The sequence below is a fragment of the Pseudoalteromonas sp. ESRF-bin5 genome, assembly GCF_002632075.1.
Classification (GTDB): Bacteria; Pseudomonadota; Gammaproteobacteria; order Enterobacterales; family Alteromonadaceae; genus Pseudoalteromonas; species Pseudoalteromonas marina.
The window spans coordinates 1-22354 of record NZ_NTLW01000304.1 but is presented as its reverse complement, the minus strand read 5'-3'; the positions used below and the strand labels follow the sequence as shown (position 1 = coordinate 22354).

General features: G+C 40.1%; 23 protein-coding genes. 10 read left to right on the top strand and 13 right to left on the bottom strand.

All coding sequences use genetic code 11. The annotated features are described in order from the left end of the window. Together ltaE and rlmF are read right to left on the bottom strand one after the other, a co-directional pair. A partial coding sequence (ltaE, locus tag BCG07_RS18660; protein ID WP_286891489.1) for a low-specificity L-threonine aldolase occupies positions 1-780 on the bottom strand: 780 nt, incomplete at its 3' end. Between the two features lie 18 nt (positions 781-798). Beyond that, on the bottom strand, positions 799-1731 hold the full coding sequence (rlmF, locus tag BCG07_RS18655) for a 23S rRNA (adenine(1618)-N(6))-methyltransferase RlmF (RefSeq protein WP_010556771.1): 933 nt from the start codon (positions 1729-1731) through the stop codon (positions 799-801). Positions 1732-1859: 128 nt separating this feature from the next. Between rlmF and BCG07_RS18650 the strand changes: the two genes are divergently transcribed. Beyond that, entirely contained in the window at positions 1860-2774 is a 915-nt protein-coding gene (locus tag BCG07_RS18650; RefSeq protein ID WP_010556770.1) for an alpha/beta fold hydrolase, read from the top strand. Here BCG07_RS18650 and BCG07_RS18645 read toward each other — a convergent pair. The 3 genes from BCG07_RS18645 to BCG07_RS18635 all read right to left on the bottom strand — a co-directional run bounded on the left by BCG07_RS18645 (position 2746) and on the right by BCG07_RS18635 (position 7351). Beyond that, positions 2746-4182 carry a tetratricopeptide repeat-containing sulfotransferase family protein gene (locus BCG07_RS18645; protein WP_243533954.1) on the bottom strand — a complete coding sequence of 479 codons (1437 nt, stop codon included), beginning with the start codon at positions 4180-4182 and terminating at the stop codon, positions 2746-2748. The genes BCG07_RS18650 and BCG07_RS18645 overlap by 29 nt on opposite strands. An 85-nt stretch (positions 4183-4267) precedes the next feature. Next, on the bottom strand, positions 4268-6850 hold the full coding sequence (locus BCG07_RS18640) for a TonB-dependent receptor plug domain-containing protein (RefSeq protein WP_243533957.1): 2583 nt from the start codon (positions 6848-6850) through the stop codon (positions 4268-4270). A gap of 330 nt (positions 6851-7180) precedes the next feature. Beyond that, entirely contained in the window at positions 7181-7351 is a 171-nt protein-coding gene (locus tag BCG07_RS18635; protein ID WP_203987379.1) for an oxidoreductase-like domain-containing protein, read from the bottom strand. A gap of 102 nt (positions 7352-7453) precedes the next feature. On the opposite strand from BCG07_RS18635, the gene BCG07_RS18630 reads away from it, so the two are divergent. Beyond that, the gene (locus tag BCG07_RS18630) at positions 7454-7876 is read left to right on the top strand and encodes a hypothetical protein (protein ID WP_033018928.1); all 423 of its coding nucleotides are present in this window, start codon (positions 7454-7456) and stop codon (positions 7874-7876) included. Between the two features lie 88 nt (positions 7877-7964). After that, a complete protein-coding gene (locus tag BCG07_RS18625; protein WP_138739613.1) occupies positions 7965-9329 on the top strand; it encodes a leucyl aminopeptidase family protein in 1365 nt (454 codons plus the stop codon). Positions 9330-9360: 31 nt separating this feature from the next. On the opposite strand, the gene gloA2 is transcribed toward BCG07_RS18625, so the two are convergent. Continuing rightward, positions 9361-9747, bottom strand: coding sequence for an SMU1112c/YaeR family gloxylase I-like metalloprotein (gene gloA2, locus BCG07_RS18620; protein ID WP_203987382.1), 387 nt, complete (start codon positions 9745-9747; stop codon positions 9361-9363). Positions 9748-9814: 67 nt separating this feature from the next. Continuing rightward, positions 9815-10888, bottom strand: coding sequence for a ketoacyl-ACP synthase III (locus tag BCG07_RS18615; protein WP_203987385.1), 1074 nt, complete (start codon positions 10886-10888; stop codon positions 9815-9817). Positions 10889-11041: 153 nt separating this feature from the next. Here BCG07_RS18615 and BCG07_RS18610 point away from each other — a divergent pair, with 153 nt between their 5' ends. From BCG07_RS18610 to BCG07_RS18585, 6 genes are all read left to right on the top strand, one after another. Beyond that, positions 11042-12346 (top strand): metal-dependent hydrolase family protein, encoded by a 1305-nt coding sequence (locus BCG07_RS18610; protein WP_286891480.1) that lies wholly within the window; start codon positions 11042-11044, stop codon positions 12344-12346. Positions 12347-12354: 8 nt separating this feature from the next. Next, positions 12355-12762, top strand: a complete 408-nt coding sequence (locus tag BCG07_RS18605) for a nuclear transport factor 2 family protein (RefSeq protein ID WP_008126189.1) — start codon at positions 12355-12357, stop codon at positions 12760-12762. A gap of 54 nt (positions 12763-12816) precedes the next feature. Then, positions 12817-14052, top strand: a complete 1236-nt coding sequence (locus tag BCG07_RS18600; RefSeq protein ID WP_286891479.1) for an ATP-binding protein — start codon at positions 12817-12819, stop codon at positions 14050-14052. Next, positions 14052-14576: a response regulator transcription factor gene (locus BCG07_RS18595; RefSeq protein WP_277054685.1), complete on the top strand. Its 525-nt coding sequence runs from the start codon at positions 14052-14054 to the stop codon at positions 14574-14576. The genes BCG07_RS18600 and BCG07_RS18595 overlap by 1 nt, the downstream gene beginning before the upstream one ends. A 17-nt stretch (positions 14577-14593) precedes the next feature. Further along, positions 14594-15016: a thiol-disulfide oxidoreductase DCC family protein gene (locus tag BCG07_RS18590; RefSeq protein WP_277054684.1), complete on the top strand. Its 423-nt coding sequence runs from the start codon at positions 14594-14596 to the stop codon at positions 15014-15016. A 69-nt stretch (positions 15017-15085) separates the two neighbouring features. Beyond that, on the top strand, positions 15086-15364 hold the full coding sequence (locus BCG07_RS18585; RefSeq protein WP_277054683.1) for a peptidylprolyl isomerase: 279 nt from the start codon (positions 15086-15088) through the stop codon (positions 15362-15364). 68 nt (positions 15365-15432) lie between these two features. Here the strand turns inward: BCG07_RS18585 and BCG07_RS18580 are convergent, their stop codons facing one another. From BCG07_RS18580 to BCG07_RS18555, 6 genes are all read right to left on the bottom strand, one after another. Continuing rightward, positions 15433-15780, bottom strand: coding sequence for an energy transducer TonB (locus tag BCG07_RS18580; protein WP_271480136.1), 348 nt, complete (start codon positions 15778-15780; stop codon positions 15433-15435). A 190-nt stretch (positions 15781-15970) separates the two neighbouring features. Further along, complete coding sequence (locus tag BCG07_RS18575) at positions 15971-16630, bottom strand: DsbA family oxidoreductase (protein ID WP_006791653.1); 660 nt, start codon at positions 16628-16630, stop codon at positions 15971-15973. Positions 16631-16737: 107 nt separating this feature from the next. Next, on the bottom strand, positions 16738-17958 hold the full coding sequence (locus BCG07_RS18570; RefSeq protein WP_243533967.1) for a M24 family metallopeptidase: 1221 nt from the start codon (positions 17956-17958) through the stop codon (positions 16738-16740). 153 nt (positions 17959-18111) lie between these two features. After that, complete coding sequence (locus BCG07_RS18565) at positions 18112-18720, bottom strand: flavin reductase family protein (RefSeq protein ID WP_006791655.1); 609 nt, start codon at positions 18718-18720, stop codon at positions 18112-18114. A 9-nt stretch (positions 18721-18729) separates the two neighbouring features. Then, positions 18730-19458, bottom strand: coding sequence for an SDR family NAD(P)-dependent oxidoreductase (locus BCG07_RS18560; RefSeq protein ID WP_243533969.1), 729 nt, complete (start codon positions 19456-19458; stop codon positions 18730-18732). After that, the gene (locus tag BCG07_RS18555) at positions 19455-19853 is read right to left on the bottom strand and encodes a thiol-disulfide oxidoreductase DCC family protein (protein ID WP_243533971.1); all 399 of its coding nucleotides are present in this window, start codon (positions 19851-19853) and stop codon (positions 19455-19457) included. The genes BCG07_RS18560 and BCG07_RS18555 overlap by 4 nt, the downstream gene beginning before the upstream one ends. Positions 19854-19973: 120 nt before the next feature. Between BCG07_RS18555 and ppc the strand changes: the two genes are divergently transcribed. Next, on the top strand, positions 19974-22354 hold a 2381-nt coding region (ppc, locus tag BCG07_RS18550), incomplete at its 3' end, for a phosphoenolpyruvate carboxylase (RefSeq protein ID WP_286891475.1).

Genomic DNA, 22354 nt, shown 5'->3' with positions numbered 1-22354 from the left:
AGCTAGGTAGCGCGCATTAGCATGATCGTCTTTTAAGCGACTTATGTTATTTTCAAGCGCATATTGCCCCGCAGCAGCGAGCATTCCGGCTTGTCGCATACCACCACCAAGTACTTTACGCCATCGCCTAGCTTTATTTACCAAAGAAGATGACCCCAATAATAAAGATCCAACCGGTGCACCTAACCCTTTAGATAAGCAAATAGACACAGAGTCAAAATGTTTCGTTATTTGTTTAATATCAACTTCTAACTCAACTGATGCATTAAACGCACGTGCGCCATCTAAATGTAGAGCTAAATTATGCTCATTAACAAAGTCCCGTGCTTGGGCGAGGTACTCGAGGCTAAGTACTTTACCGCCAATGGTATTTTCTAGGCTTAGTAATCGCGTTTTTGCAAAGTGGCTATCGTCTGGTTTAATTGCAGCGGCTATTTTATTGAAATTAATGGAACCGTTTTGTTCGTTTTCTATCGGTTGTGGCTGTATAGAGCCTAGAACTGCTGCACCACCACCTTCAAATTTATAATTATGCGCATTTTGGCCACAAATATATTCGTCCCCACGTTCACAATGTGCCATTAAACCAAGTAAATTTGCTTGTGTTCCAGAGCTGCAAAAAAGTGCGGCTTCAAAATTAAAACGAGTAGAAGCGAAGTTCTCTAGGTTATTTACACTTTCATCGTCGCCATAAACATCATCACCAACTGGTGCACTGTACATGATATCGCGCATTTCTTTTGTTGGCTTGGTGACCGTATCTGAACGAAAATCTATCATATTTTTCCTTTTTCTTATTTAATCAAGTTCATTACAAATGTGTTCACGCGTCTCTTTATCAAAGTAACTCCAAGCAAGAAATCGGCTAACTTTTTGCCCTTGAGCCATATCAATAATTTTATATTCCGCAATTGGGTATGTTTTTAGTTTTGCTTCAAGTGCACTAAGTGAGTCTTTTTTTGAGACTAAAGATGTAAACCACAACACTTGTTGTGCAAATTCTTCACTTTCTGCAATCATTGTTGTGATGAATTGTACTTCACCACCTTCGCACCAAAGCTCGTTGTTGTTACCACCAAAGTTAAGCGTTTTACTGGGCGCTTTTCCTAAGTTTTTCCATTTTCGTTCACTTCCTTTTTTTGCCTCTTGTTCGCTTGCATGAAATGGCGGGTTACAAAGCGTTAAGTGATATAAATCTTTTTGGTTTATAACACCTTTAAATATATTAGCCGGTTTTTTTTGCAGCTTAACCGTTATTTTTAAGGCATTAAATTGTGCAATTTGCTTGGCTATTTTAACCGAGACAGGGTCTATATCTGAGCCAGTGAAGTGCCAGTTATATTCACTCGTCCCTGTTAATGGATAAACTAAATTTGCACCAGTACCTATATCAAGTACTTTAACCTGCTTACCTTGAGGGATTGTTTGTTTATTATCTTCGCTTAATAGATCGGCCAAGTGATGGATATAGTCTACTCGCCCTGGTATTGGTGGGCATAAGTTGTGCTCGGGAATATCCCAAAATTCAATATTATAGTGCGCTTTGAGTAGCGCTTGGTTGAGTGTTTTTACTGCTTTATTATTTGCAAAGTCAATACTTTTAGTACCTGCAGGCGTGTTAACTATATAAGGGCTTAAAGCCGGCAGCGCAGCTGTTAGTAAGTTAAAATCGTAACCGTTATTATGCTGATTGCGTGGGTGTAGTTTTGCACGTGGTGTATTTTTAGTCATGAATTTATTTTAGCAATCTATATCAATAGTTAATTGTAACAAATCCTCGTAATTAAAGTGCAGACAATTACTTTGGCATATTTAAAAATACTGGTACGATGAGTTGAGGGTAACAATAAGGATTAAGCGTGGCCATTTCTCAACAATCAATAACTATAAATTTAGCAGATAAACAAACACTGCATTTACGCAAAATATTCGATGAACAACAAAATGGTCCCATCGTATTCTTTATGCATGGTGCAGTCGAAAATGGCAAAATTTTTTATACACATAGTAATAAAGGTCTTGCTCCATTTTTAGCTGAGCACGGATATCGTTGCTATGTCGCTGATCTGCGTGGGCGCGGAGAAAGTAAGCCTGTTATATCTAAATCTGCTGCCTATGGGCAAACCGAAGCTATATTAGAAGATATTCCCGCGTTTATTAATAAAATTGAGCAGCTCGAAGGTTCTAAACCAGATTACTGGGTGGCCCATTCGTGGGGTGGCGTTTTAATGAATAGCGTATTTGCACGCTTTCCACATTATATTGATGATGTAAAAGCATGTGTTTACTTTGGTTCAAAACGCTCACTGTTTAACAATCATCCAAAAAAGTTACTTCAAGCTAATTTTATTTGGTATTTTATGGCGCCATTACTAGCTAAAAAGCACGGGTATTTACCTGCAAAGCGCTTAAAGTGGGGAAGTGACGACGAAACCCAAAAGTCGCATTATCAAAGCATGCAGTGGGCTAAAAAAAAGCCTTGGGTTGATTCCGATGATAATTTTGATTATGCAAAAGCATTGCGTTCACTTCATTTGCCACCTACGCTACATATTGCAGCGGTTAAAGATAAAGCATTAGCGCAGCCAGTTGATATTCAAAGGTTTATTGATGAATCTGGCCCTGGTATCCAACAAATGCGTATTTATGGTCGTCGCCATGGACACCGTATAGATTACGACCACATAAATATGTTAACTCATCCAATAGCCCGTAAAGAGCAATTTAACGATTTACTTCAATGGTTTAAGAGTCACCCTTGTTCATTAGCTTGAGCAAGGGGACTTGGTATCGTTCCCATTTACTAACGGCATTTGTATTTACTGGCTGGCGAACAGCTTGTTTGCTCAGTGTTGTGACGGCTCTTTTTTGATTGTAAAACGATAAGCAGTTTTGCTCATATTTACACCCTAAAAACTCAAAAAGAGTATTTAATTGGTCTTCAGGATTATTTACTAAGTCTTCATAGGCTAAATTAAACACAGGTAATCTTAAAGTATTCCAATGTGTCATTAGTTTTTCATATAAGCCATGGTAGTGCTTAAATTCAGTTAAAGAGCAAAAGTACGGCTCGTTCTCAGCAAAATAATTACTAAATACAGAAAATGCTGTGGCATTAACGTTACGTGATAAATTAATAAACTTAGCGTTTGGAAATAAAATATAAATCAGCCCGAGCGATTGATAATTGCTTGGTAGCTTATTAATAATAATCGGCCTTAACGGTGTCGCTGTTTTTAGTGTATCAATATAAATATTACGAGCTTGATTAATTAGGCTAGGCGTTAAATTGGCTAAGCACTGAGGATACGGAGTTTTGGTTTTTTGCTCTAAAAAGGCAACAACATTATTACTAATACTCGTGTTTTCGCCTAGGCTTGAACATTCGCTATGACTTATAAGCATTTGCTCTAGTAGAGTTGACCCGCTTCTTGGCATGCCAATTATAAATACAGGCGTGATTGTTGCGGAAAAGTCTTCTTCACGTGAAGCTAATAAATCTAGAGTACTGTATTTAATGATCTGATCATAAAAAGGGTCAAGCTCTTTGGTTGTAAACGTACTTAATTTATATTGTAGCGTATTTGCTAGCTCAAAATAGTTAAAAGCTTGATCTGTATCGTTTAGTTTATCGTAACTTTTGCCTAATGCGTAGTAACACACCATTTTAAGACGTAGGTTGTTAGTTTGAGTTACTAAGTGATGCAAATTACTAATGTAATTGTGTTCTTTATTAAAACGGCCAAGTTGTACTAATTCAAACAAAATATAGGCTGTGACAGGGTATAAGCCCATACTTAATGCGTGTGCAAATGTTGTGTGCGCTTTATCCAAATCACCATGTGTTAAATAATGCTGGGCTAAGTAATAATGTGGTTCAGGGTTATGGCTTGCTAGGCTTTTTGCATATTCTAATACGGTAAGTGCGTCCTGTGGTGAATTAACACCATTAAAAGCGTCTGCCAATGCGTGAAGCGGTTCTAACATGTGCGGTAAACGTTCGCAGGCTTTTTGTAGTAAATAAACTGCGGCATCAAACTTTTCTAGTCTTAGTGCTATTTTACCTAAACCAAATAAGGCTTCGCCATTTTCGGGCTCAGTAGCAAGTATCGTTTTGTAATGAAATTCAGCTTCTTTAAGCTTATTTTGTGCGAGTAGTTTGTTGGCTTTATCTAGTAGCATAGTGGGGCATTTTATTTTTTATTTACTATAAAATAAAAAAGGCGAAATGTCTTAACATTTCGCCTTAATGCTTTCATTCTAAAAATTAGAAAGTATATGTGGCCTTAGCGTAGTAGAAACCACCGTTAATACCGTAAGGAGATGTTTCGTAGTATTTACCACCCCAGTTATTATTTGGGATACCCGTTGCATCTTGGAAATCAAGTTTTTCAGCATCTTGGTCAAGTAAGTTTTGTGCACCTACAGAGAAGCTGATTGAATCGTTCACAAAGTACGTAATTTCTGCATCAAGCGTTACAGATGCGTCTGCTGTTTTAGCTGTTGCATCGTAATCAACGTGAACACCTTGATATTCGCCATAGTAGTTAAGACGAGTAAACGCAGAGATTGACTCCCACTGTTGTGCCCACGTAAGTGTTGCACGGTGGTTAGGTAAGTCTTCTTCTAGGCGTTTAACTTTAAACTCACCCGTAATATCACTGAACTTAGTTACTTCAGTTTCATTCCAGTTGTAAGCAAGGCTAAATGTAGAGCTGCCACCTAAAATATCTGCCGTGTAATTAGCTACAACATCAACACCTTGAGTTGTTGTATCAAAGTCATTAGTGAAGAAACTAACTTGCGCAAGACCTTCAACATTAGGTACACCCGCAGCTGAAAGTGTATCTTTATCAGCTTGGCTAAGCGTAATTTTTTCAGATTGACTGATACGGTCTTCAACTTGAATGTTGTAGTAATCAACAGTTAGGAACAAATCGCCAATTGTATAAACTGCACCAAATGTATAACTTTGCGATTCTTCAGGTTGCAGCTCCGTACCACCAAGTTGAACAGCAACAGGGTTTGTTGGTGGTAATAATGCAGAATCTCTTAACACACCATCACTTAAGTTTGTTTGAACGTTACTTACGTTTGCTTGACCAACAGTTGGTGCACGGAAACCTGTGCTAATTGAACCACGAATATTTAGGTCTTCAGTTACATGGTACTGAGCCATTAATTTGTAGTTTGTTGTGCTACCAAACGAGTCGTAGTCTTCAAATCGAAGCGCTAAGCCCATTAAGAAGTCTTCTGTAAATGGTGCTTCAACGTCTACAAATGCAGCGTAGTTACGACGTGAAAATTCACCTGCTTGCGACGGTTTGAAACCAGGGAAGCCGTTTGAGCCAATGCCAAAGCCTTGCGCTGTTAATGGACCCGCTGTGTAAGATGCTTCATCACCTGAGATGATTGTAAATGTTTCTTCATGCCATTCTAAACCACCGGCTACGTTCACATCATATGCTAGGCCAAAGTCGTAGCCTTTAGATAGGTCTAAGTTAAAGTTTTTCTCTAACTGCTCATATTTACCAGGGCTAAAGTCGCGCGGTGTGTCTGGGCCTAAAGATGCATTCACCGTGTTGTAAATAAAGTAACGTGATTCATTTAAACCCACAGTACCGCTTAAATCATACAATACGTCTTTCATGAAGCCGTCTGTAAATTCACCTTTTGTACCAATGGTTAAAGAGGTATCAGTGATGTTGCCACCAAAGTTTGGTGTAAAACCACCCGGGATCATTTCGTTAAATGCAAAACAATCTGGGTTGTTAGCTACGCCGTTTACGTAAGCCGGGTCGTCTAATACATTACCATCTGTAATTGAAATGGTAGGACAGTTACCGCTCATGTCGTCAGTTAGGTCTGCAACAAGGAGTGTTGCGCCATCATCGTTTGAATATACACCTGAACGAGTATGCGGGTTACGATAGTAAAAGCCACCACGTACATCGCGCTCAGAGTAGTTACCAAACATGTAAAATTGTGAGTTGTTTGTTAAGTCTAGGCCTACATTACCAAAAAGTGAGATATCGTCATCAACTTCTGGTGCACCCCAAACTTGAGCAAGAGACGAAACATCAGGTACGCCTGCTGCTGCAAAACCTGCTGCATCTGGGCGTTGAACTGAACGACTCGTTGCATCTGCTGTTTTGTATTGGAAGCTTAAGTTTGCAAAACCACTGTCTGTAAACGGTAAACCTACGTTACCAGAAATTTGAGTAGTATCGCCGTCGCCTTCAAAATATTGACCTTTACGAACTTCAAACTTACCGCCTTCTGAAGCGTCTTTTAATTGGAAGTTCATTACACCTGCAATAGCATCAGAACCGTACTGAGCGGCTGCACCGTCACGAAGTACTTCTACTTGTTTAATTGCAATGCTAGGAATAACTGAAATATCGGCGCCTTGTGCACCATCGTTAATACCACCGCCTAGAAATGCGATTACAGATGCACGGTGACGACGTTTGCCGTTTAAAAGTACTAACGTGCTGTCTGATGGTAAACCACGAAGGTTAGCAGGGCGGACTAGTGATGCTGCATCACTAATAGGGTTTTGATGAACGTTGAAAGAAGGAACTGAGCCTTTAAGAAGTTCTAGCATGTCAGTGTTACCTGACTTTTCTAGCTCTTCGCCACCTATGATATCAATAGGAACGGGTGAATCACCAATTGAACGTGGAGCTGAACGCGTACCTACTACAGCAATTTTCTCTACATTCTTATTAACTTTAACTTCGCTTTGTTCATCTGCTGCTATTGCAGAGCCCGAGATGAATAATCCGGCGGTGGTTGTGGCTAATGCAAATTTAATCGCTTGGTTTAGCGTATTATTTTTTAATTTCATTCTAAATTTCCCCAGTTAGAATAATTTTGTTTTAGGCGTACTTTAAAGCACGCCTTAATCATAATTGTGGAACGAACAGAGTGGTTTTACGCGATTGAAGTATCGAATCAAAAGAGCGTAAATACTCACCTTCTGTTAACTCCTGAATACAGACTATACATAAAAAACAACAAGAGCAATTATTAATTAACTATTAAATAACAAAACTTTAATTAGGTAAAAAATCCAAAGGTGGTGCATTTTAGTGCTACTTATAACCATTTGTGTGCAGGTTAAGATGTAATTGGGAATATTAATGCAGGTGGGGAAGGGGTTTTCGAGGTTGGCTTTTTAAATGTCATCCTGTTTTTTTGTTTTAGTTTGCAAATTTGTTAATTTCCATGTTGCTAATTTTTCTCTATATTCATCCCACACACATGAATAACAATTGCCACTGCCGCAACATTCATCAGATTTTGGTTTTTCAGGTTTTTGTGGAATTTGAGTTGTTAAATCAGTCATAGTTAATACTTTTTGGCACTAGTTTGGTGCAAAGGATAAAGTATAGTCATAATCAAGTAAATTATTCTTTGTTAACCCAACAGCATGTGTGAAAATATAGAAATGCGATTATATAAAGTTATTCACCGTGCTCCTTGGCGTGTAGTAAAAATTAGTAAAAAGCGTCAACAGCTTCGTTTTCGTCGTGCTATGGTGGCGCTTAAAATTGCACTTGCACAAGAAAAACAAGAAACTAAAGAGATGTTGGCCATATACAAGCGTTACACACAAGGGCAAACAAATAGTGCAGAGCTTAAACGAGCGAATGAGCAGTTTGTCGATATTTTAAAAGGCCTTGGATTGGGCGTATTTGCTGTGCTTCCTTTTTCACCCGTTACTATTCCACTTGTTGTTAAGTTAGGGCGGTTAGTGGGGGTGGATGTATTGCCCAGCTCGTTTAGCATTAATAAATCAATAAAAGAACTTGATAACGAAATAGAACAATCGCATCAAGAATCAGTTAAAAAAAATATACACAATAAATAACACTAAAAACCCGACAATTAGCGATACCTTTTAATAGTGCTTATTGATATGCTCGTAAGAACAATTTTTACAAATTATGAGCTATTTAATGAGTGCATTACTTCGCAATACATCTTCTGGTATTCCTTTATCATTTATTCTTAAAAGCGAACTCTCTGATTGGCAAGCAAAGCAGCCTACATTTATTCAAAATTGGCTAAACAATACAGGCTTTGAAAAGCAAGGTTTAGCATTAATTCCCGATAGCAATTCCGGGGAGTTGTCCCAAGTAATTTGTTTAATGCAAAGCCCAAACGACTTTTGGGCTGCTGGCAATTTGGCCAATACGCTACCAGTGGGTAGTTATCAAATTCAAGGTGACGATACGTTTATAGAGTTTGTGGCATTAGGATTTGTTCTTGGTGGCTACGAATTTAGTGAATACAAAGAAAAACCGACTGTTAAAGCCGAGTTGTGTATTGGCGATGAACAGCTTTACACGCGTATCAAGCAGCAAGCGGAAGCTATTTTTTTAGCGCGTGATTTAGTAAACACGCCTGCCGTCGATATGATGCCGCAACATTTATCGCAAGTGATGGAAGATTTGGCTTCAACTCATGGCGGTGATTTTTCACAATGGATAGGCGATGAATTGTTAGAGCAAAACTACCCAACTATTCATATGGTAGGTCGTGCAAGCGAGAATAAACCGCGTTTGCTTGATTTAAAGTGGGGAGCAGATGATGCGCCACTAATAACGCTTGTTGGTAAAGGTGTGTGTTTTGACTCTGGCGGGCTCGACTTAAAGCCAAGCAATGGTATGCGTAATATGAAAAAAGACATGGGCGGTGCTGCGCATGTTATTGCATTAGCTCAGCTGATTATGGCTGCTAAATTGCCTGTCCGTTTGAGAGTATTAGTACCGGCAGTTGAAAATGCGGTGTCGCGAAATGCATTTCGCCCGGGCGATGTTGTAAAAACGCGCAAAGGTATTATGGTTGAAATAGATAACACGGATGCTGAAGGGCGTTTAGTTTTGTGTGACGCGTTAAGTGAAGCACAAAACGATAATCCGGAGCTTATTATTGATTTTGCAACATTAACAGGTGCATGTCGTGTAGCGTTAGGTACTGAGTTACCTGGTTTCTTTTCTACAGAGCGTGATGTAGCAAATGGTATAATTGATGCAGGAATCAGTGTGAATGACCCTGTTTGGCAGTTGCCTTTATTTGAGCAGTATCGTGGATTTTTGAAAAGTGATGTCGCAGATATGGCTAATAGCGCAAGTACACCATTTGGTGGCGCAATTACCGCCGCACTTTACTTAAAAGAATTTGTAGAGCCAACCACGCCTTGGGTGCATTTTGATGTGATGGCATGGAATTTACGTGCGCTGCCAGGTCGCCCTGCTGGCGGTGAAGCACTTGGCATTAGAGCCGTGTTTAACTATTTGCAAAACCGCTTTAATCATTAATTACCCGTAAAACATTAGCGCTATATGAAGCTTAAACTTCATATAGCTCTAGCGGTAAATCATCTGGGTCGGCAAAAAAAGTAAATTTTTTACCTGTAATTTCATCAATTCTAATCTCTTCAACTGCCACACTTTTACTTTCTAAATATTCTTTTGCTTTAGTTACATTGTCGACTTTAAACGCTAAATGGCGTAAGCCTTGTGCTTCCGGGTAACTAGGCCTTGAGGGCGCACCCTCAAACGAAAACAACTCAACTTGACTACCATCAGGCATTGCTAAGTCTAACTTATACGAATTACGCTTTTCCCTATAATGTTCGTTAATAATGTTGAGTTTTAAAATTTCACTATAAAAATGTTTAGAGCGAGGATAATTACTGCAAATAATTGCAGCATGATGAATACCTAAAAGCTCCATAAATTTATCTTCCTTAAATAAAAAACGCACTAAAAAGTGCGTTTAATTATACGTTTTTAAAGCAAGCTCATTCAGCGTCTTTACATGCTTTTACAGCTGGCGCCACAAGCTCTAAACCTGTTTGGGTGCAAGGTGCTAATTGTGCGTCGCTAACGCTAATTGGAGTTACACGTTCGCCCCATTTTATGTAGCTTGCAGCCCATGTTAAACCCGCGCCAAAAGCCGCAGACATAATATTTGAATGAGGCTTTATTAACCCTTGTTCAACTGCTTCACATAGCGCAATAGCAATGGTTGCAGCTGATGTGTTGCCATAATCTGCAATGTTAACCATTACTTTTTCATCAGGTACTTTTAAACGGTGCTGGATTGCCTGAATTATGCGTAAATTAGCCTGATGTGGTACTAGTACGTTTATGTCGTCTAGGCTTAGATTAGCTTGCTCGAGAACGTCGTCACAGGCTTCACTCATACCTTTTACGGCACGCTTGAATATCTCTCTGCCTTCAAATAGCAGATCAGACGGGCCAATGGGTTCATATTTGTTCAAATCACTACCAAAGTTAGTAATATGAAGAATGTCGCGGTCTTCACTATCGCACCCTGTTTTAGTGCCAAGTAAACCTGCCGGTGTTTCTGCAGCTTCTAGTACAACAGCACCAGCGCCATCACCAAATAGTACTGCACTGTCGCGGCGCGCCCAGTTTACATACCAAGTCATTCGTTCAGCAGCAATAACGACCGCTTTTTTGATCATGCCTGCTTGAATTTGCGCAGTAGCAGCTTGTAATGCGTATAAAAAGCCAGAACACGCAGCATTCGTATCCATGGCGGCTGCGCCTGCTGCGCCAATATTTTTTTGCACTTGGGATGCCGTATTTGCAACAACTGTTGAAGGTGTACAGGTTGCAAGTATGACAAGATCAATGTCTTTTGCGTCAATACCTGCGCAAGCAAGTGCGTGTTTTGCTGCAACAGTTGCCAGCTCTGCCGTGCTTACATGGCTTACACGGCGAGATTTGATGCCAGTACGCGTGGTGATCCACTCGTCGGTGGTATCAACTATTTCGCTAATTTCATCGTTGCTAATACTTGCTGGTGGTATGCATTTGCCCCAACCAGTGATATGTGCGTATGGCATAGTGTGTTCTCTTAAGGTGGTATAACTTCAATTTATTACCGGCAAGTTATACCAAAATTCGACTTATAAGACTAGTTTATAGCATGCTTTGTATCGTAAATATTCGCTATTAAAGGTTTTTTAGAGTAAAGCTAGTATAAAAAAGGAGCATGTATGAAAACAGCACTCACAACATTATCGTCAATTGTATTGGCAATGTTCGTTAATAATGTAAACGCAGCACACTCTAAAATCATTTACGCAGGTAGTTTACTTGTAGCACCTGAGCAGGCATTAAAAAAAGAACAAACCTTAGTTGTTACCAATGACAAAATAACGGCTATTAAAGACGGTTATGTATCAAAGTCAGTACTTAATTTACCCGATGCTGAAATAGTTAATTTAAAAAACCAGTTTGTTATGCCAGGTTTGATTGATATGCATGTACATGTAACTTTTGAACGTGACGCTAAAGCAAACCCACACCGTTGGGCTACAGAATATGAAGCCGATTATGCGCTTCGTTCTATTAAATATTTACAGCGTACGCTTGATGCCGGCTTTACGTCGGTGCGTGATTTAGGCAGCGACTATCAAGTTATTTTTCCGTTAAAACGCGCAATTGAACGACAAGACATTGCAGGGCCTCGTATTTTTGCAGCGGGTAATACAATATCGCCAAGCGGCGGTCATGCTGATATGCATGGCTACAGAAAAGACATAACCGATGTTTTTAAAACGACATTAGGCATTTGTAATGGCGCTGACGATTGCCGCCGTGCTGTGAGAGAAGTTATTAAAAGTGGTGCTGATGTAATTAAAATTACTGCAACGGGTGGAGTGTTGAGTAATACCGCAGCGGGAGTGAATCAGCAACTCACTGATGATGAGCTTGCTGCTATTGTAGATACAGCGCATCATTTAGGGCGAAAGGTAACAGCGCATGCCCACGGAACAGAAGGAATTAAAGCAGCACTTAGAGCTGGGGTTGACTCAATAGAGCACGGGTCTTATTTAGATAAAAAAACAGTCGATTTATTCAACAAAACGCAGGCCTATTTAGTTCCCACACTGCTTGCTGGTGCCACGGTAAGTGAAGAGGTACTTACTAATCCTAATATGCCAGCGGCAATTGCGAATAAAGTGCGAGAAGTAACGCCTAAAATGCAGGCATCGTTTAAGTTAGCGCTTAAAAACAAGGTAAACATTGCCTTTGGTACCGACTCGGGTGTATCGCGTCATGGTCTTAATGCAAACGAGTTTGGTTTAATGGTTGATAATGGAATGAGTGAGGCGCATGCAATAAAGTCAGCCACAGTGTATGCTGCTAAATTATTAGGGCAAAGCCATCAGTTAGGCGACTTGAGTGTTGGTAAGCAAGCAGATATTATCAGCGTAAATGGTTCGCCACTTGAAGACATAAACGTACTTAAAAACGTGCAATTTGTTATGAAAGCAGGGCAAATTTACAAGCAATAGGGAAGCACATGAGCAGCAAAATTAAAGCGTCGTTGTTTAATCATTTAATTGAGGCTGAGCGTCAATTACTTGAGCCTGAAGTTCGCCAATCAGAGCGTGCACTCGACGCTTTACTCGACGATGAGTTTATCGAAATTGCTGCTAATGGCACGTCGTTTAATAAATACCAAGTACTCACACGCCTACCCACAGAGGTGGTGCCGCAGTTTTATAATCAGCATTTTAAAGGCCGAATGTTGAGTATAGATGTGGCGCAAATAAGTTATCAAGCAGCGTATAGGCGCTCAGCCCGTGCCGAATTTAATTATTCACTTCGCATGTCGTTATGGCGTAAAAATAGCGCACAGCAATGGCAAATGGTGTTTCATCAAGGCACACCGTGCGCTGCTTTTACAATTTCAATGGACGACGAGTAACGTTTTACCTCAACTCATTTTTATATATTAAATTGGAAAATCATTGTTTTGTTAATGCAAACTGATCCCACTATTAGCCGTTTACTTATGCTTCGAAGCGGCGCTATTGCAGTACAATTAATTGCAGTATTAAGTGTTTATTTTTTACTTGATTACCAATTGGCATTACTGCCCTTACTTGGTGTTATTGCTTTAGAAGCTGCGTTTCAATTAGTCAGTCTATTTGCTTACCGACACGTTAGCCACGCTAAACCCTCGGTTATGCTGATGCAACTCACTGCTGACGTTTTGTTTTTAACTGTTTTGCTTTCTTTAAGTGGCGGCGCAACTAATGCATTTGTGTCGTTATTATTACTGCCTATTATGATAGCAGCGGTAACGCTACGTGAAAAAGGCTTAGCCTACATAGCTTTGCTTGCCATTGCTGCATACAGCTTTTTGTTAATAAACATGCCCGATCACAGTATGCATCAAATGAACATGAGCGGTCACTTTGTTGGCATGTGGGTTAACTTTGTTTTAAGTACCAGTGTAATAGCGCTTGTGATAGGGGCCATGAGCCGTGCACTAAAAGATCGCGAACGCGTCATTGCCAAAGCCCGAGAAAAACAACTACGAAATGAGCAACTAGTAACGCTTGATGGCGCAGCAGCACAAATAACTCATCAGTTAGCAACACCGATAGCTAACTTACAACTGTTGTTTGAAGAGCTATTAGAGGAGCAACCAAACAATATTATAGTTAAACAGATGCAAACCCCACTTGAGCAATGTCGAGAGCAACTTAATAGTTTTAGAGCGCTATCGGAGCAAATACGGGTTAACAATGCTAAAGATCAAATAACCATAACGCAATTACAAACAGCCATTAACGATACCTTTGTATTACAGTACCCCGGTCAACATATTAAATGGTCTACACCTTCCATTAATGCGATTCTTTTAAGTGACGCAATGTTGTTACCAGCTATATTAAATTTGTTGCAAAATGCGGCTATAGCAAATCAAAAACAAGGTAAAACAGAGCTTGAGTTAAGCTGGGAGCTTGACCAGCAAGATCAATGTATAGATTTATTAATCCGTGATTTTGGCGATGGGTTTACGCCCTCACAACTAGCTGAACTAGGGGGGCAGGTAATGCCTAGTGAACAAGGCATGGGTTTGGCCGTGTTGTTATCTAACGTCACGTTTGAGCGACTAAATGGCTCACTAACCTTATTTAACCATAAAGAAGGCGGTGCCGTAGCAAAGGTTAAGTTAGCCATTATTAATAACGAGCAAACAGCATAATGAAGTTACTAATAATTGAAGATGATATAAATTTAGCCAGTACGCTTGCTAGGCGTTTAACTAAGCAAGGCTTCACCTGTGATGTTGCGCATAACCAAAGTGATGCGTTACTTCGTGCGCGCCAATTAGTACCCGACTCTATTTTATTAGACATGAAACTCGGGGACGACAATGGCTTAATGCTTATAAAGCCATTACGTAACTTATTAGAAAATACACATATAGTGTTACTAACCGGGTTTGCAAGCATTGCAACTGCGGTTGAAGCAATGCGCTTAGGTGCAAACGATTATTTAACTAAACCTATTGATATGGCAACATTATTAAAAGCACTTAATAACGAAACAAGTGAGCCTCAAACGAGTATTGATGATGCTGTTATGTCGCCTGAACGCTTAGAATGGGAGCATATTCAGCAAGTGCTACACAGTAATAATGGCAATATATCGGTCACAGCTAGGCAATTAAATATGCATAGACGCACATTGCAACGTAAGTTACAAAAAAAGCCGGTCCAGCACTAATCGCTTAAGGAAAATAAATGAGTGAAAATGCAGTCACACTAATGCGTAATCGAAAAATTATATTATTCGATGCGCAGTGTAAATTATGTAGTGCGTGGTGTAATTTTATAATTAGTAACGATACCAATGCCATTTTTAAATTATGTAGCGTGCAATCCCCAAAAGGTAAAGTGCTATTAACTCACTTTGGTTTTTCAACTACACAATACGCCTCTATGGTGTACTTACAAAACGGCAAAGTGTTCACACAAAGCCATGCTTTTTTTGAAGTAGTGAATCAGCTTGGTTACCCTTACAAATTAGCAACTATTTTTAGTGTTTTACCTAATACCTTTAATAATTGGCTGTACGATAAAATTGCTTTAAACCGTTATACCTTATTTGGAAAATATCAGTATTGCCGTATTCCCTCTAAATGTGATGAACTTCACTATTTATAGAATCAATTAGATGCCCTCAAACAGGGGCTGTGCTAAAATCGCCGCGTTTTAAATTATCAGGGCTTTGAAATGGCAAGTACAGCGCACGCACTCCACATATTGGTTAAGCACAAAGAAATAGCAGAAGACATTATTAAGCAATTAGGTAAAGGTGCAAAGTTTCAAACCTTAGCTAAAAAGTATTCGTCGTGCCCATCGGGTAAAAAAGGCGGTGACTTAGGTGAATTTAGACGCGGGCAAATGGTTCCGCAGTTTGACAAAATAGCCTTTAATGGCTCTATTTTAGAGCCACACCTAGTTAAAACTAAATTTGGCTGGCATGTTATTAAAGTACTTTATCGTACTTAGTTTATTTTTAAGTATAAAGGTAACTTTAGGTATATAAATAAGGCTGCAATGTGCAGCCTTTTTTTGTTTTATTTATCTGATCTTTTGAACTCTATTGTCACATCTAAACCTGTATCTACCTGCGCAATGCCATCAACAACTTTTGGATGGTACTCCCATCTAGATAACGCACTTTTTGCTTGCTCATCAAAAACATTTGAAGGTTCTGATTTAATTACTTCAATGTTTACCGGTTTCCCAGATTCGTTAACATCAAAAGACATGGTAACAAAGCCTTCTGTTTTATTATTAACTGCCGCCATAGGATATTTTGGGGCGCTTCGCGTTTCTACTTCAGCAGAAGGACGATCTTGTAACGGTGTCGTTGAACAACCAAATAGAAAAAGAGATGTAATTATTGCTAGTGAATACTTCATTTTAAATTTCCTTTTAATTATGTTTATATGAAACAAGTACCTGTAATAGGTTTTACTTTAACCCATGTACCCACTCTGAACAAATTTATTTTCTCAAGCTTTGGTACTTTACTAATTAGGTTATCAATAAAAACACCTATTATAAACAGGTGTTTAAAGTCGTCATAAACGTTTAAGTTTTGATTTTGCATCAAGCGTCTTGCTTGGCTTCTTCTTCGCTAATTTGTTTTAGTGCTTGAATAAATGAGTCGCTTGGTTGTCCGCCAGTGAGTGCGTATTTATCGTTTATGATAAACGTAGGGACTGAGGTAATACCCATTTGTTTAAAGTTATTTTGCTCTTGGCGTACAGCTTGAACGTATTTATCTGAGTGCAAAATATTTCGGGCTTCTTCTTTATCAAGGCCAACACTTTCGACAACATCAAGCAGAGCGTCCTCTTGGTTTAAGTATTTTAAATCGGTGAAGTGCGCTTCAAAAAAGGCGAGTTTTAACTCGGTTTGCTTACCTTCTTCGCGTGCCCACATTAATAAACGATGCAAATCAAAGCTGTTGATCATGATACGTTTGCCATCAAAGTTAAACGTAAATCCAGCACGCTTTCCTGCTTCAAACATGTTTTTACGATTTTCATCGCCTTGTTCTTCAGTTAGGTTGTACTTTTGCATTAAATGCTCGTTTAAGTCTTGCCCCTCAACTGGCATATCAGGATTTAGCTCAAAAGGATGCCATGTAATATCTGCACTCATTTCGTCTTTAAGTTGGCCAAGTGCTGTCTCAAGATTTTTATAACCTACTACACACCATGGGCACATTACGTCTGACACGATATCAATTTTAAAATTTTTCATATTCATCCTTTTGCGGATTGCTTTTGTATAAAAGGGATATTGGGATGAACTGGACTTTATCAACGAATAAAATAAAAAGAGCAGCTAAACAGCTGCTCTTGAAGGAATTAAGCGTTAAGCCCAAATGGGTCGTCGATACTGTGGCTAGGCTCTGTAAACCAATGCGGACCGTTGTCGGTCATATAAAAATGATCCTCTAAACGCACCCCAAATTCATCGGGTATCACTAGCATTGGCTCGTTACTAAAGCACATGCCTGGGGCAAGTGGGGTTTTATCACCGCCAACTAAGTATGGCCATTCGTGAATATCTAAACCAATACCATGGCCAGTTCGATGCGGGCAACCCGGTGTTTGGTACTGCGGGCCCAGCCCTTGAGCCGCTAAATAGTTACGAGCACCTGCGTCAACATCTTCGCATGTAGTACCAATGTTTGCGGTGTTAAATGCGGCCAGTTGCGCTGCTTTTTCGTGATCCCAAAACATGCGCTGGCGCGGTGTTGGTTCACCAAATACATAGGTGCGGGTTATATCTGAAAGGTAATCGTGTACTTTACAACCGGTATCTATTAATACCATATCGCCTTTTTTAAGCACTTGCGCATCTTTAACACCATGTGGAAACGACGTTGCTACGCCAAACAGTACAATACAAAAATAGTTGCCCGGAGCACCTACTTTTTGATGCGCTTTTTTTATAAAGGCTTCTACTTCTGTGGTGGTAATACCTTCGTAAAGCATACTCGCAGTGGCTTGGTGAACGGCTAAGGTCATGTCCATTGCGCACTGCATAAGTGCTAATTCGTTAACTGATTTGTGCATGCGGCAATGTGCAGTAACGCCTTGCGCATTGATTATATTTAATCCTTTTTGTGCTTTGTTAATACCATCGAATATAAAGAACTGTGCGCTTTCATCGATGCCGATGGTGGCGTCGTCACTAATGTTTAGTTGCTTTAATACGCTAACAAATAGCGCATAAGGGTTTTCGTGCTCTTGCCAGCCGTGTATGGGCCCTTCGACAACTTTAAAGCCATCTAGAGTACCAATTTCAAAATAAGGTGCTATGTACTGTACTTCACCAATCGCAGGTAAAATTGCGCCAACCATACGTTCACTCGCATACCACTTCATACCCGTAAAGTAGGTGAGGTTGGTCCCTGCATTTAGGTAAATTGCATCAATGTTATTAGCTGTCATATAAGCTTGTGCTTTTGCTATACGTTCAATGTGTTCGTCAGTCTGAATAGGTGTTAACGATTGGGTCATATTACTTAAGCTGGCCAATGCTTGCTCTGGGGTTTGCGTGCCAATACCGATTGTGCTCATGGGATTCTCCTTGGAATTTTCGCTATTGTGCGCAATGCATTTTTAAAATTCAATGTTCTGCGATTAGCAACATCGATTGGGATTGTGAGTGCGTTGGGGTTGAGTTGGCTTATGTGTTTGCCGTGATAAAGGGGTGAAATACACCCCTAAAAGTTATTTTTTTGCGTAGGGAAGGCGCGTTAATTTATTTGCTGTGTGGTAGCTGTCAAGGCCTGTAACCGCGACAGTATCAATGGCTTGTAAATCTAGAAATCCATCGCTTTGCAGAGCGGTTTCATCTAAATACACATCGACAATTTCACCAATCACTAGTTCAGTTCCGTTAATTTCAAGATGTTTACTTTCAACAAATTTTACTGAGTATTTTAAGCGACTCTCTTTGACAAAAGGAGCCGAAAACTCATTTAAGTACTCAGGTGTTAACCCTGTTTCCTCAAATTCGGATTCGTCTTTGTCGTAGCGTGCTGAGGTTTGATGCGCTTGTTTATAAATAGACTTATTTACCTGATTGATAGTGTAAACACCTGTTTGTAATATATTTTCAAACGTATGGCGCGGTACACTGTGTGGGCGCATTATCATACCTACGAGGGGAGGGTGAGCACCCAAATGAATAACCGAACTAACAATCGATAAATTAGTGTTGCCTAGTAGGTCTTGTGTGCCTATTAGGTTTGCACTTTTAAACCCAGATAACGAGTTTATTAAATGTGTACGAGTACGTTTTTCAAGTGCGTCGATACGCGCTTTAGTAAAATGCATTTTAAATCCTTACCACGGTATAGTTGAGCCTTGCCAATCTAAATAAGCTGGCTCGCCATTTAATTCTAAATCAGGGTTGTTATTTGTTAAGTCAAAAAGTTGGTGTGCTACAAATTCAGGTGTAAACAATTTGCCTTCGGGTACATTTTTTTGAAAAGGCTTAGACAGGTCAGTGTCGGTTGTACCAGGATGAAATAGCACAAGCTTGGTGTTCTTTGCGCGACGAGCAAGCTCCACTGCGGCAGTTTTAAATAACATATTAAGGGCTGATTTAGATGCCCGATAGGTGTACCAGCCTCCCATTTTGTTATCGTTAATACTACCTACTCGTGCACTTAGCGCGGTTATAGTGCAGTGCGTTTTATGATTGATTAAAGGCAAAACACTTTGTAGGCAAAGCAATGGGGTGAGCGTATTTGCGTTTAGTAACAAATTAAAATAATCAGCGTTGATGTCCTCAAGCTTTTTTTCTGGCATGTGCTCGGAGTTATGTAACTTACCGTTAAAAATTATTACTTGATGTATGTCGGCTTGCTCATCTTTTAAAAGTTGAGTGAGGCCAAATAAGCTGTCAGTAGAGTAATCAGTATTGTAAAAAGTAATGTTGTTACTGTCTTGTGGAGCTTGGTTACTTGAACTGACGCATACAATGTTAAATTCAATTGTTTGGTTTTGAAGGTGCTTCACGTAGGCTTTAGCAATCGCGCTACTAGCGCCAAAAAGAATAATTGTCTTCATTTTTTTCCTTTTGATTTTATGGCGCACTGGCCGTTGTTACACTGGGTATTTGGCATTAAAAACCTGCTTATAGAGTGCCTATGTTTTGCAAAAAAAATATAGCCCCAATCTGCAAAAATACGAATAACAGGCAAGCGAAAAATTTTCAACCAGCGGTGTTTTCCAACTGTTTTCCACGCTTGATACGTTACGTCTAGCCCATAAATTAACTCGCCATTTTTTAGTTGCGCTTGTAGGTATGTAAGTGCTTGGTTTTTGTTTATATGCCTGTAGCGCTCGCTAAAATCAGGAGCATTTAAATCCTCGAGGGTAATTAAGCTGTGTTTATCTGCCCGTTTTAACTGTTGCATTTCAGTGCTGCAAAGTGGGCAGTTACCGTCGTAAAAAATGATCATACCAGTGCTTTGTGATTATTTTATCTATACTTTTTTACGACATGACATTGCAAATGGATCTATTAAATATGCGCTCATAATGATATTAATAGTCCTCCATGAAACAAAGGAGACTGAGAAATGAGTGAACAATATGCCGCCCTGCGAGGTAATGTGGGTCTACTTGGGCAATTATTAGGTCAAACTATAAAAGATGCCCAAGGCCAAGCAATTTTAGATAAAGTAGAAGAAATTCGCGCTTTATCAAAATCCTCTCGCAGTGGTAATGAAGACGATCGCAAGGCGTTAATTGAAGTATTACATGCGCTTAGTGATGAAGAGCTTTTACCGGTTGCCCGTTCATTTAATCATTTTTTAAATTTAGCCAATGTGGCAGAGCAGTTTCATACTGTATCGCGTTTTAATGACGCTGGTCTTGGCCAGCAAAACCCTCTCACTCAAACATTAAAAACGTTAGCCGCTAAAGCACAAGAAGGTCAGTTAGACTCTAACCACCTTGCTGACACACTCTCAAAACTCCACATTAATTTAGTACTAACGGCCCACCCCACAGAGGTTACACGCCGTACCATTATTAACAAGCACGTTGAGTTGAGCGATTGTTTAGCATCGCTTGAGCGAAAAGATAACTTGGAGCATGAGCGCGAAGCTATTTTAAATAGAATTGCTCAGTTAATAAGCCAAGCGTGGCATACAGACGACATTCGTCGTTCGCGCCCAACGCCTGTTGATGAGGCTAAATGGGGGTATGCAGTTATTGAAAATAGCCTTTGGCATGCTGTACCGCGTTTTTTACGTGAGTTTTCGGAGCATGCTAAAGAGCAATTAAGTCTAGAGTTGCCCATTGACTACAGCCCAATTGAATTCACTTCTTGGATGGGTGGAGACCGAGACGGTAACCCATTTGTTACTGCACAGGTTACTTCACAAGTTCTTGACCACGGTCGCTGGATGGCGCTTGATTTATATAGCCGAGATATTGATACGTTATGCGCTGAGCTATCTATGTCTGACGCTAGCGACGAACTCATTGAGTTGGCAGGCCAAGACTTTGAACCCTATCGAACTGTGCTTAAAAAGCTTAAAGGCGAAGTGTCTGAAACAGTGGCACATTTAGGTGCAAAAATTAAACACAAACGCACTGATGCACAAGATCTTGTTACTGATATTAACCAGCTCAAGCACCCAATTGAGGTATGTTATCGTTCATTATTAAAATGCAACATGAAAGTCGTTGCCGATGGCTTACTGCTTGATTTAATGCATCGTTTAAACAGTTTTGGCCTTCGCTTGGCAAAACTGGATGTACGTCAAGATTCATCACGCCACAGCGACGTTTTTTCTGAACTTACGCGTTATTTAGGGTTAGGGGACTACAACCAGTGGCAAGAGCAAGACAAGCAAGCATTTTTACTAGCGGAGCTTAATTCGCGTCGTCCGCTTATCCCTAAGCATTGGCAACCAAGCCCTGATGTACAAGAAGTGCTCGACACCTTCGATGTAATTGCAAAGCAAGATGAAAAAACATTTGGTTTGTACATTATTTCAATGGCACGCACTGCATCCGATATTTTAGCTGTACAGTTACTTCTTAAAGAAAGCGGCTGTAGTTTTGAATTGCCAGTTGCCCCATTATTTGAAACATTAGACGATTTGAATAATGGTAGCGACGTGATCACGACGCTACTCGATAATGTGTGGTACCGCGGCCATATTCAAAATACGCAAAATGTAATGATTGGTTATTCAGACTCGGCTAAAGATGCCGGTATGATGGCAGCAGGTTGGGCCCAATATGAAGCAATGGATAAACTCGTGCAGCTTGCAGACGAGCGCGGCATTGAACTTGTGTTATTCCACGGCCGAGGAGGGACTGTTGGTCGAGGTGGTGCACCGGCTGCACAAGCACTGCACTCGCAACCGCCAGGCTCACTTAAAGGTGGTTTACGGGTAACAGAGCAAGGCGAAATGATACGCTTTAAATTTGGTTTGCCAGATGTAGCACTACAAAGCTTAAATATATATGCAGGGGCAGTACTGCAGAGTAACTTATTACCACCGCCAGAGCCTAAGCCACAATGGCGCGAAGTTATGAAGCTTATTAGTGAGCAGTCGTGTGAGCATTACCGCAATGTTGTTCGCCACGACGAAAACTTTGTTCCTTACTTTAGAATGGCAACGCCAGAATTAGAGCTTTCTAAACTTCCGCTTGGCTCTCGCCCTGCAAAACGCAACCCTAATGGGGGCGTTGAAAGTTTACGTGCTATTCCATGGATTTTTGCATGGAGTCAAAACAGGTTAATGTTGCCTGCTTGGTTAGGTGCGTTAACAGGCTTAAAAAAGGCACTAGACCAATATGGCTTAGAAACACTAAACGAAATGAGCCTCAATTGGCCATTTTTTAGAGCTCGTTTAGAAATGCTTGAAATGGTATTTAGTAAAGCCGATAGCTGGTTAAGTGAGCACTATGATAATGCGCTGGTGGAAGATATGTACAAGCC

Coding starts and splice junctions, on each gene's coding strand:
- BCG07_RS18560 (WP_243533969.1), bottom strand. CDS start 19,458: ATGAAGACAATTATTCTTTTTGGCGCTAGTAGCGCGATTGCTAAAGCC.
- BCG07_RS18630 (WP_033018928.1), top strand. CDS start 7,454: ATGCGATTATATAAAGTTATTCACCGTGCTCCTTGGCGTGTAGTAAAA.
- BCG07_RS18585 (WP_277054683.1), top strand. CDS start 15,086: ATGGCAAGTACAGCGCACGCACTCCACATATTGGTTAAGCACAAAGAA.
- BCG07_RS18590 (WP_277054684.1), top strand. CDS start 14,594: ATGAGTGAAAATGCAGTCACACTAATGCGTAATCGAAAAATTATATTA.
- BCG07_RS18555 (WP_243533971.1), bottom strand. CDS start 19,853: ATGATCATTTTTTACGACGGTAACTGCCCACTTTGCAGCACTGAAATG.
- BCG07_RS18635 (WP_203987379.1), bottom strand. CDS start 7,351: ATGACTGATTTAACAACTCAAATTCCACAAAAACCTGAAAAACCAAAA.
- rlmF (WP_010556771.1), bottom strand. CDS start 1,731: ATGACTAAAAATACACCACGTGCAAAACTACACCCACGCAATCAGCAT.
- BCG07_RS18640 (WP_243533957.1), bottom strand. CDS start 6,850: ATGAAATTAAAAAATAATACGCTAAACCAAGCGATTAAATTTGCATTA.
- BCG07_RS18625 (WP_138739613.1), top strand. CDS start 7,965: ATGAGTGCATTACTTCGCAATACATCTTCTGGTATTCCTTTATCATTT.
- BCG07_RS18645 (WP_243533954.1), bottom strand. CDS start 4,182: ATGCTACTAGATAAAGCCAACAAACTACTCGCACAAAATAAGCTTAAA.
- BCG07_RS18575 (WP_006791653.1), bottom strand. CDS start 16,630: ATGAAAAATTTTAAAATTGATATCGTGTCAGACGTAATGTGCCCATGG.
- BCG07_RS18595 (WP_277054685.1), top strand. CDS start 14,052: ATGAAGTTACTAATAATTGAAGATGATATAAATTTAGCCAGTACGCTT.
- BCG07_RS18600 (WP_286891479.1), top strand. CDS start 12,817: ATGCAAACTGATCCCACTATTAGCCGTTTACTTATGCTTCGAAGCGGC.
- BCG07_RS18605 (WP_008126189.1), top strand. CDS start 12,355: ATGAGCAGCAAAATTAAAGCGTCGTTGTTTAATCATTTAATTGAGGCT.
- gloA2 (WP_203987382.1), bottom strand. CDS start 9,747: ATGGAGCTTTTAGGTATTCATCATGCTGCAATTATTTGCAGTAATTAT.
- BCG07_RS18580 (WP_271480136.1), bottom strand. CDS start 15,780: ATGAAGTATTCACTAGCAATAATTACATCTCTTTTTCTATTTGGTTGT.
- BCG07_RS18615 (WP_203987385.1), bottom strand. CDS start 10,888: ATGCCATACGCACATATCACTGGTTGGGGCAAATGCATACCACCAGCA.
- BCG07_RS18565 (WP_006791655.1), bottom strand. CDS start 18,720: ATGCATTTTACTAAAGCGCGTATCGACGCACTTGAAAAACGTACTCGT.
- BCG07_RS18610 (WP_286891480.1), top strand. CDS start 11,042: ATGAAAACAGCACTCACAACATTATCGTCAATTGTATTGGCAATGTTC.
- BCG07_RS18570 (WP_243533967.1), bottom strand. CDS start 17,958: ATGAGCACAATCGGTATTGGCACGCAAACCCCAGAGCAAGCATTGGCC.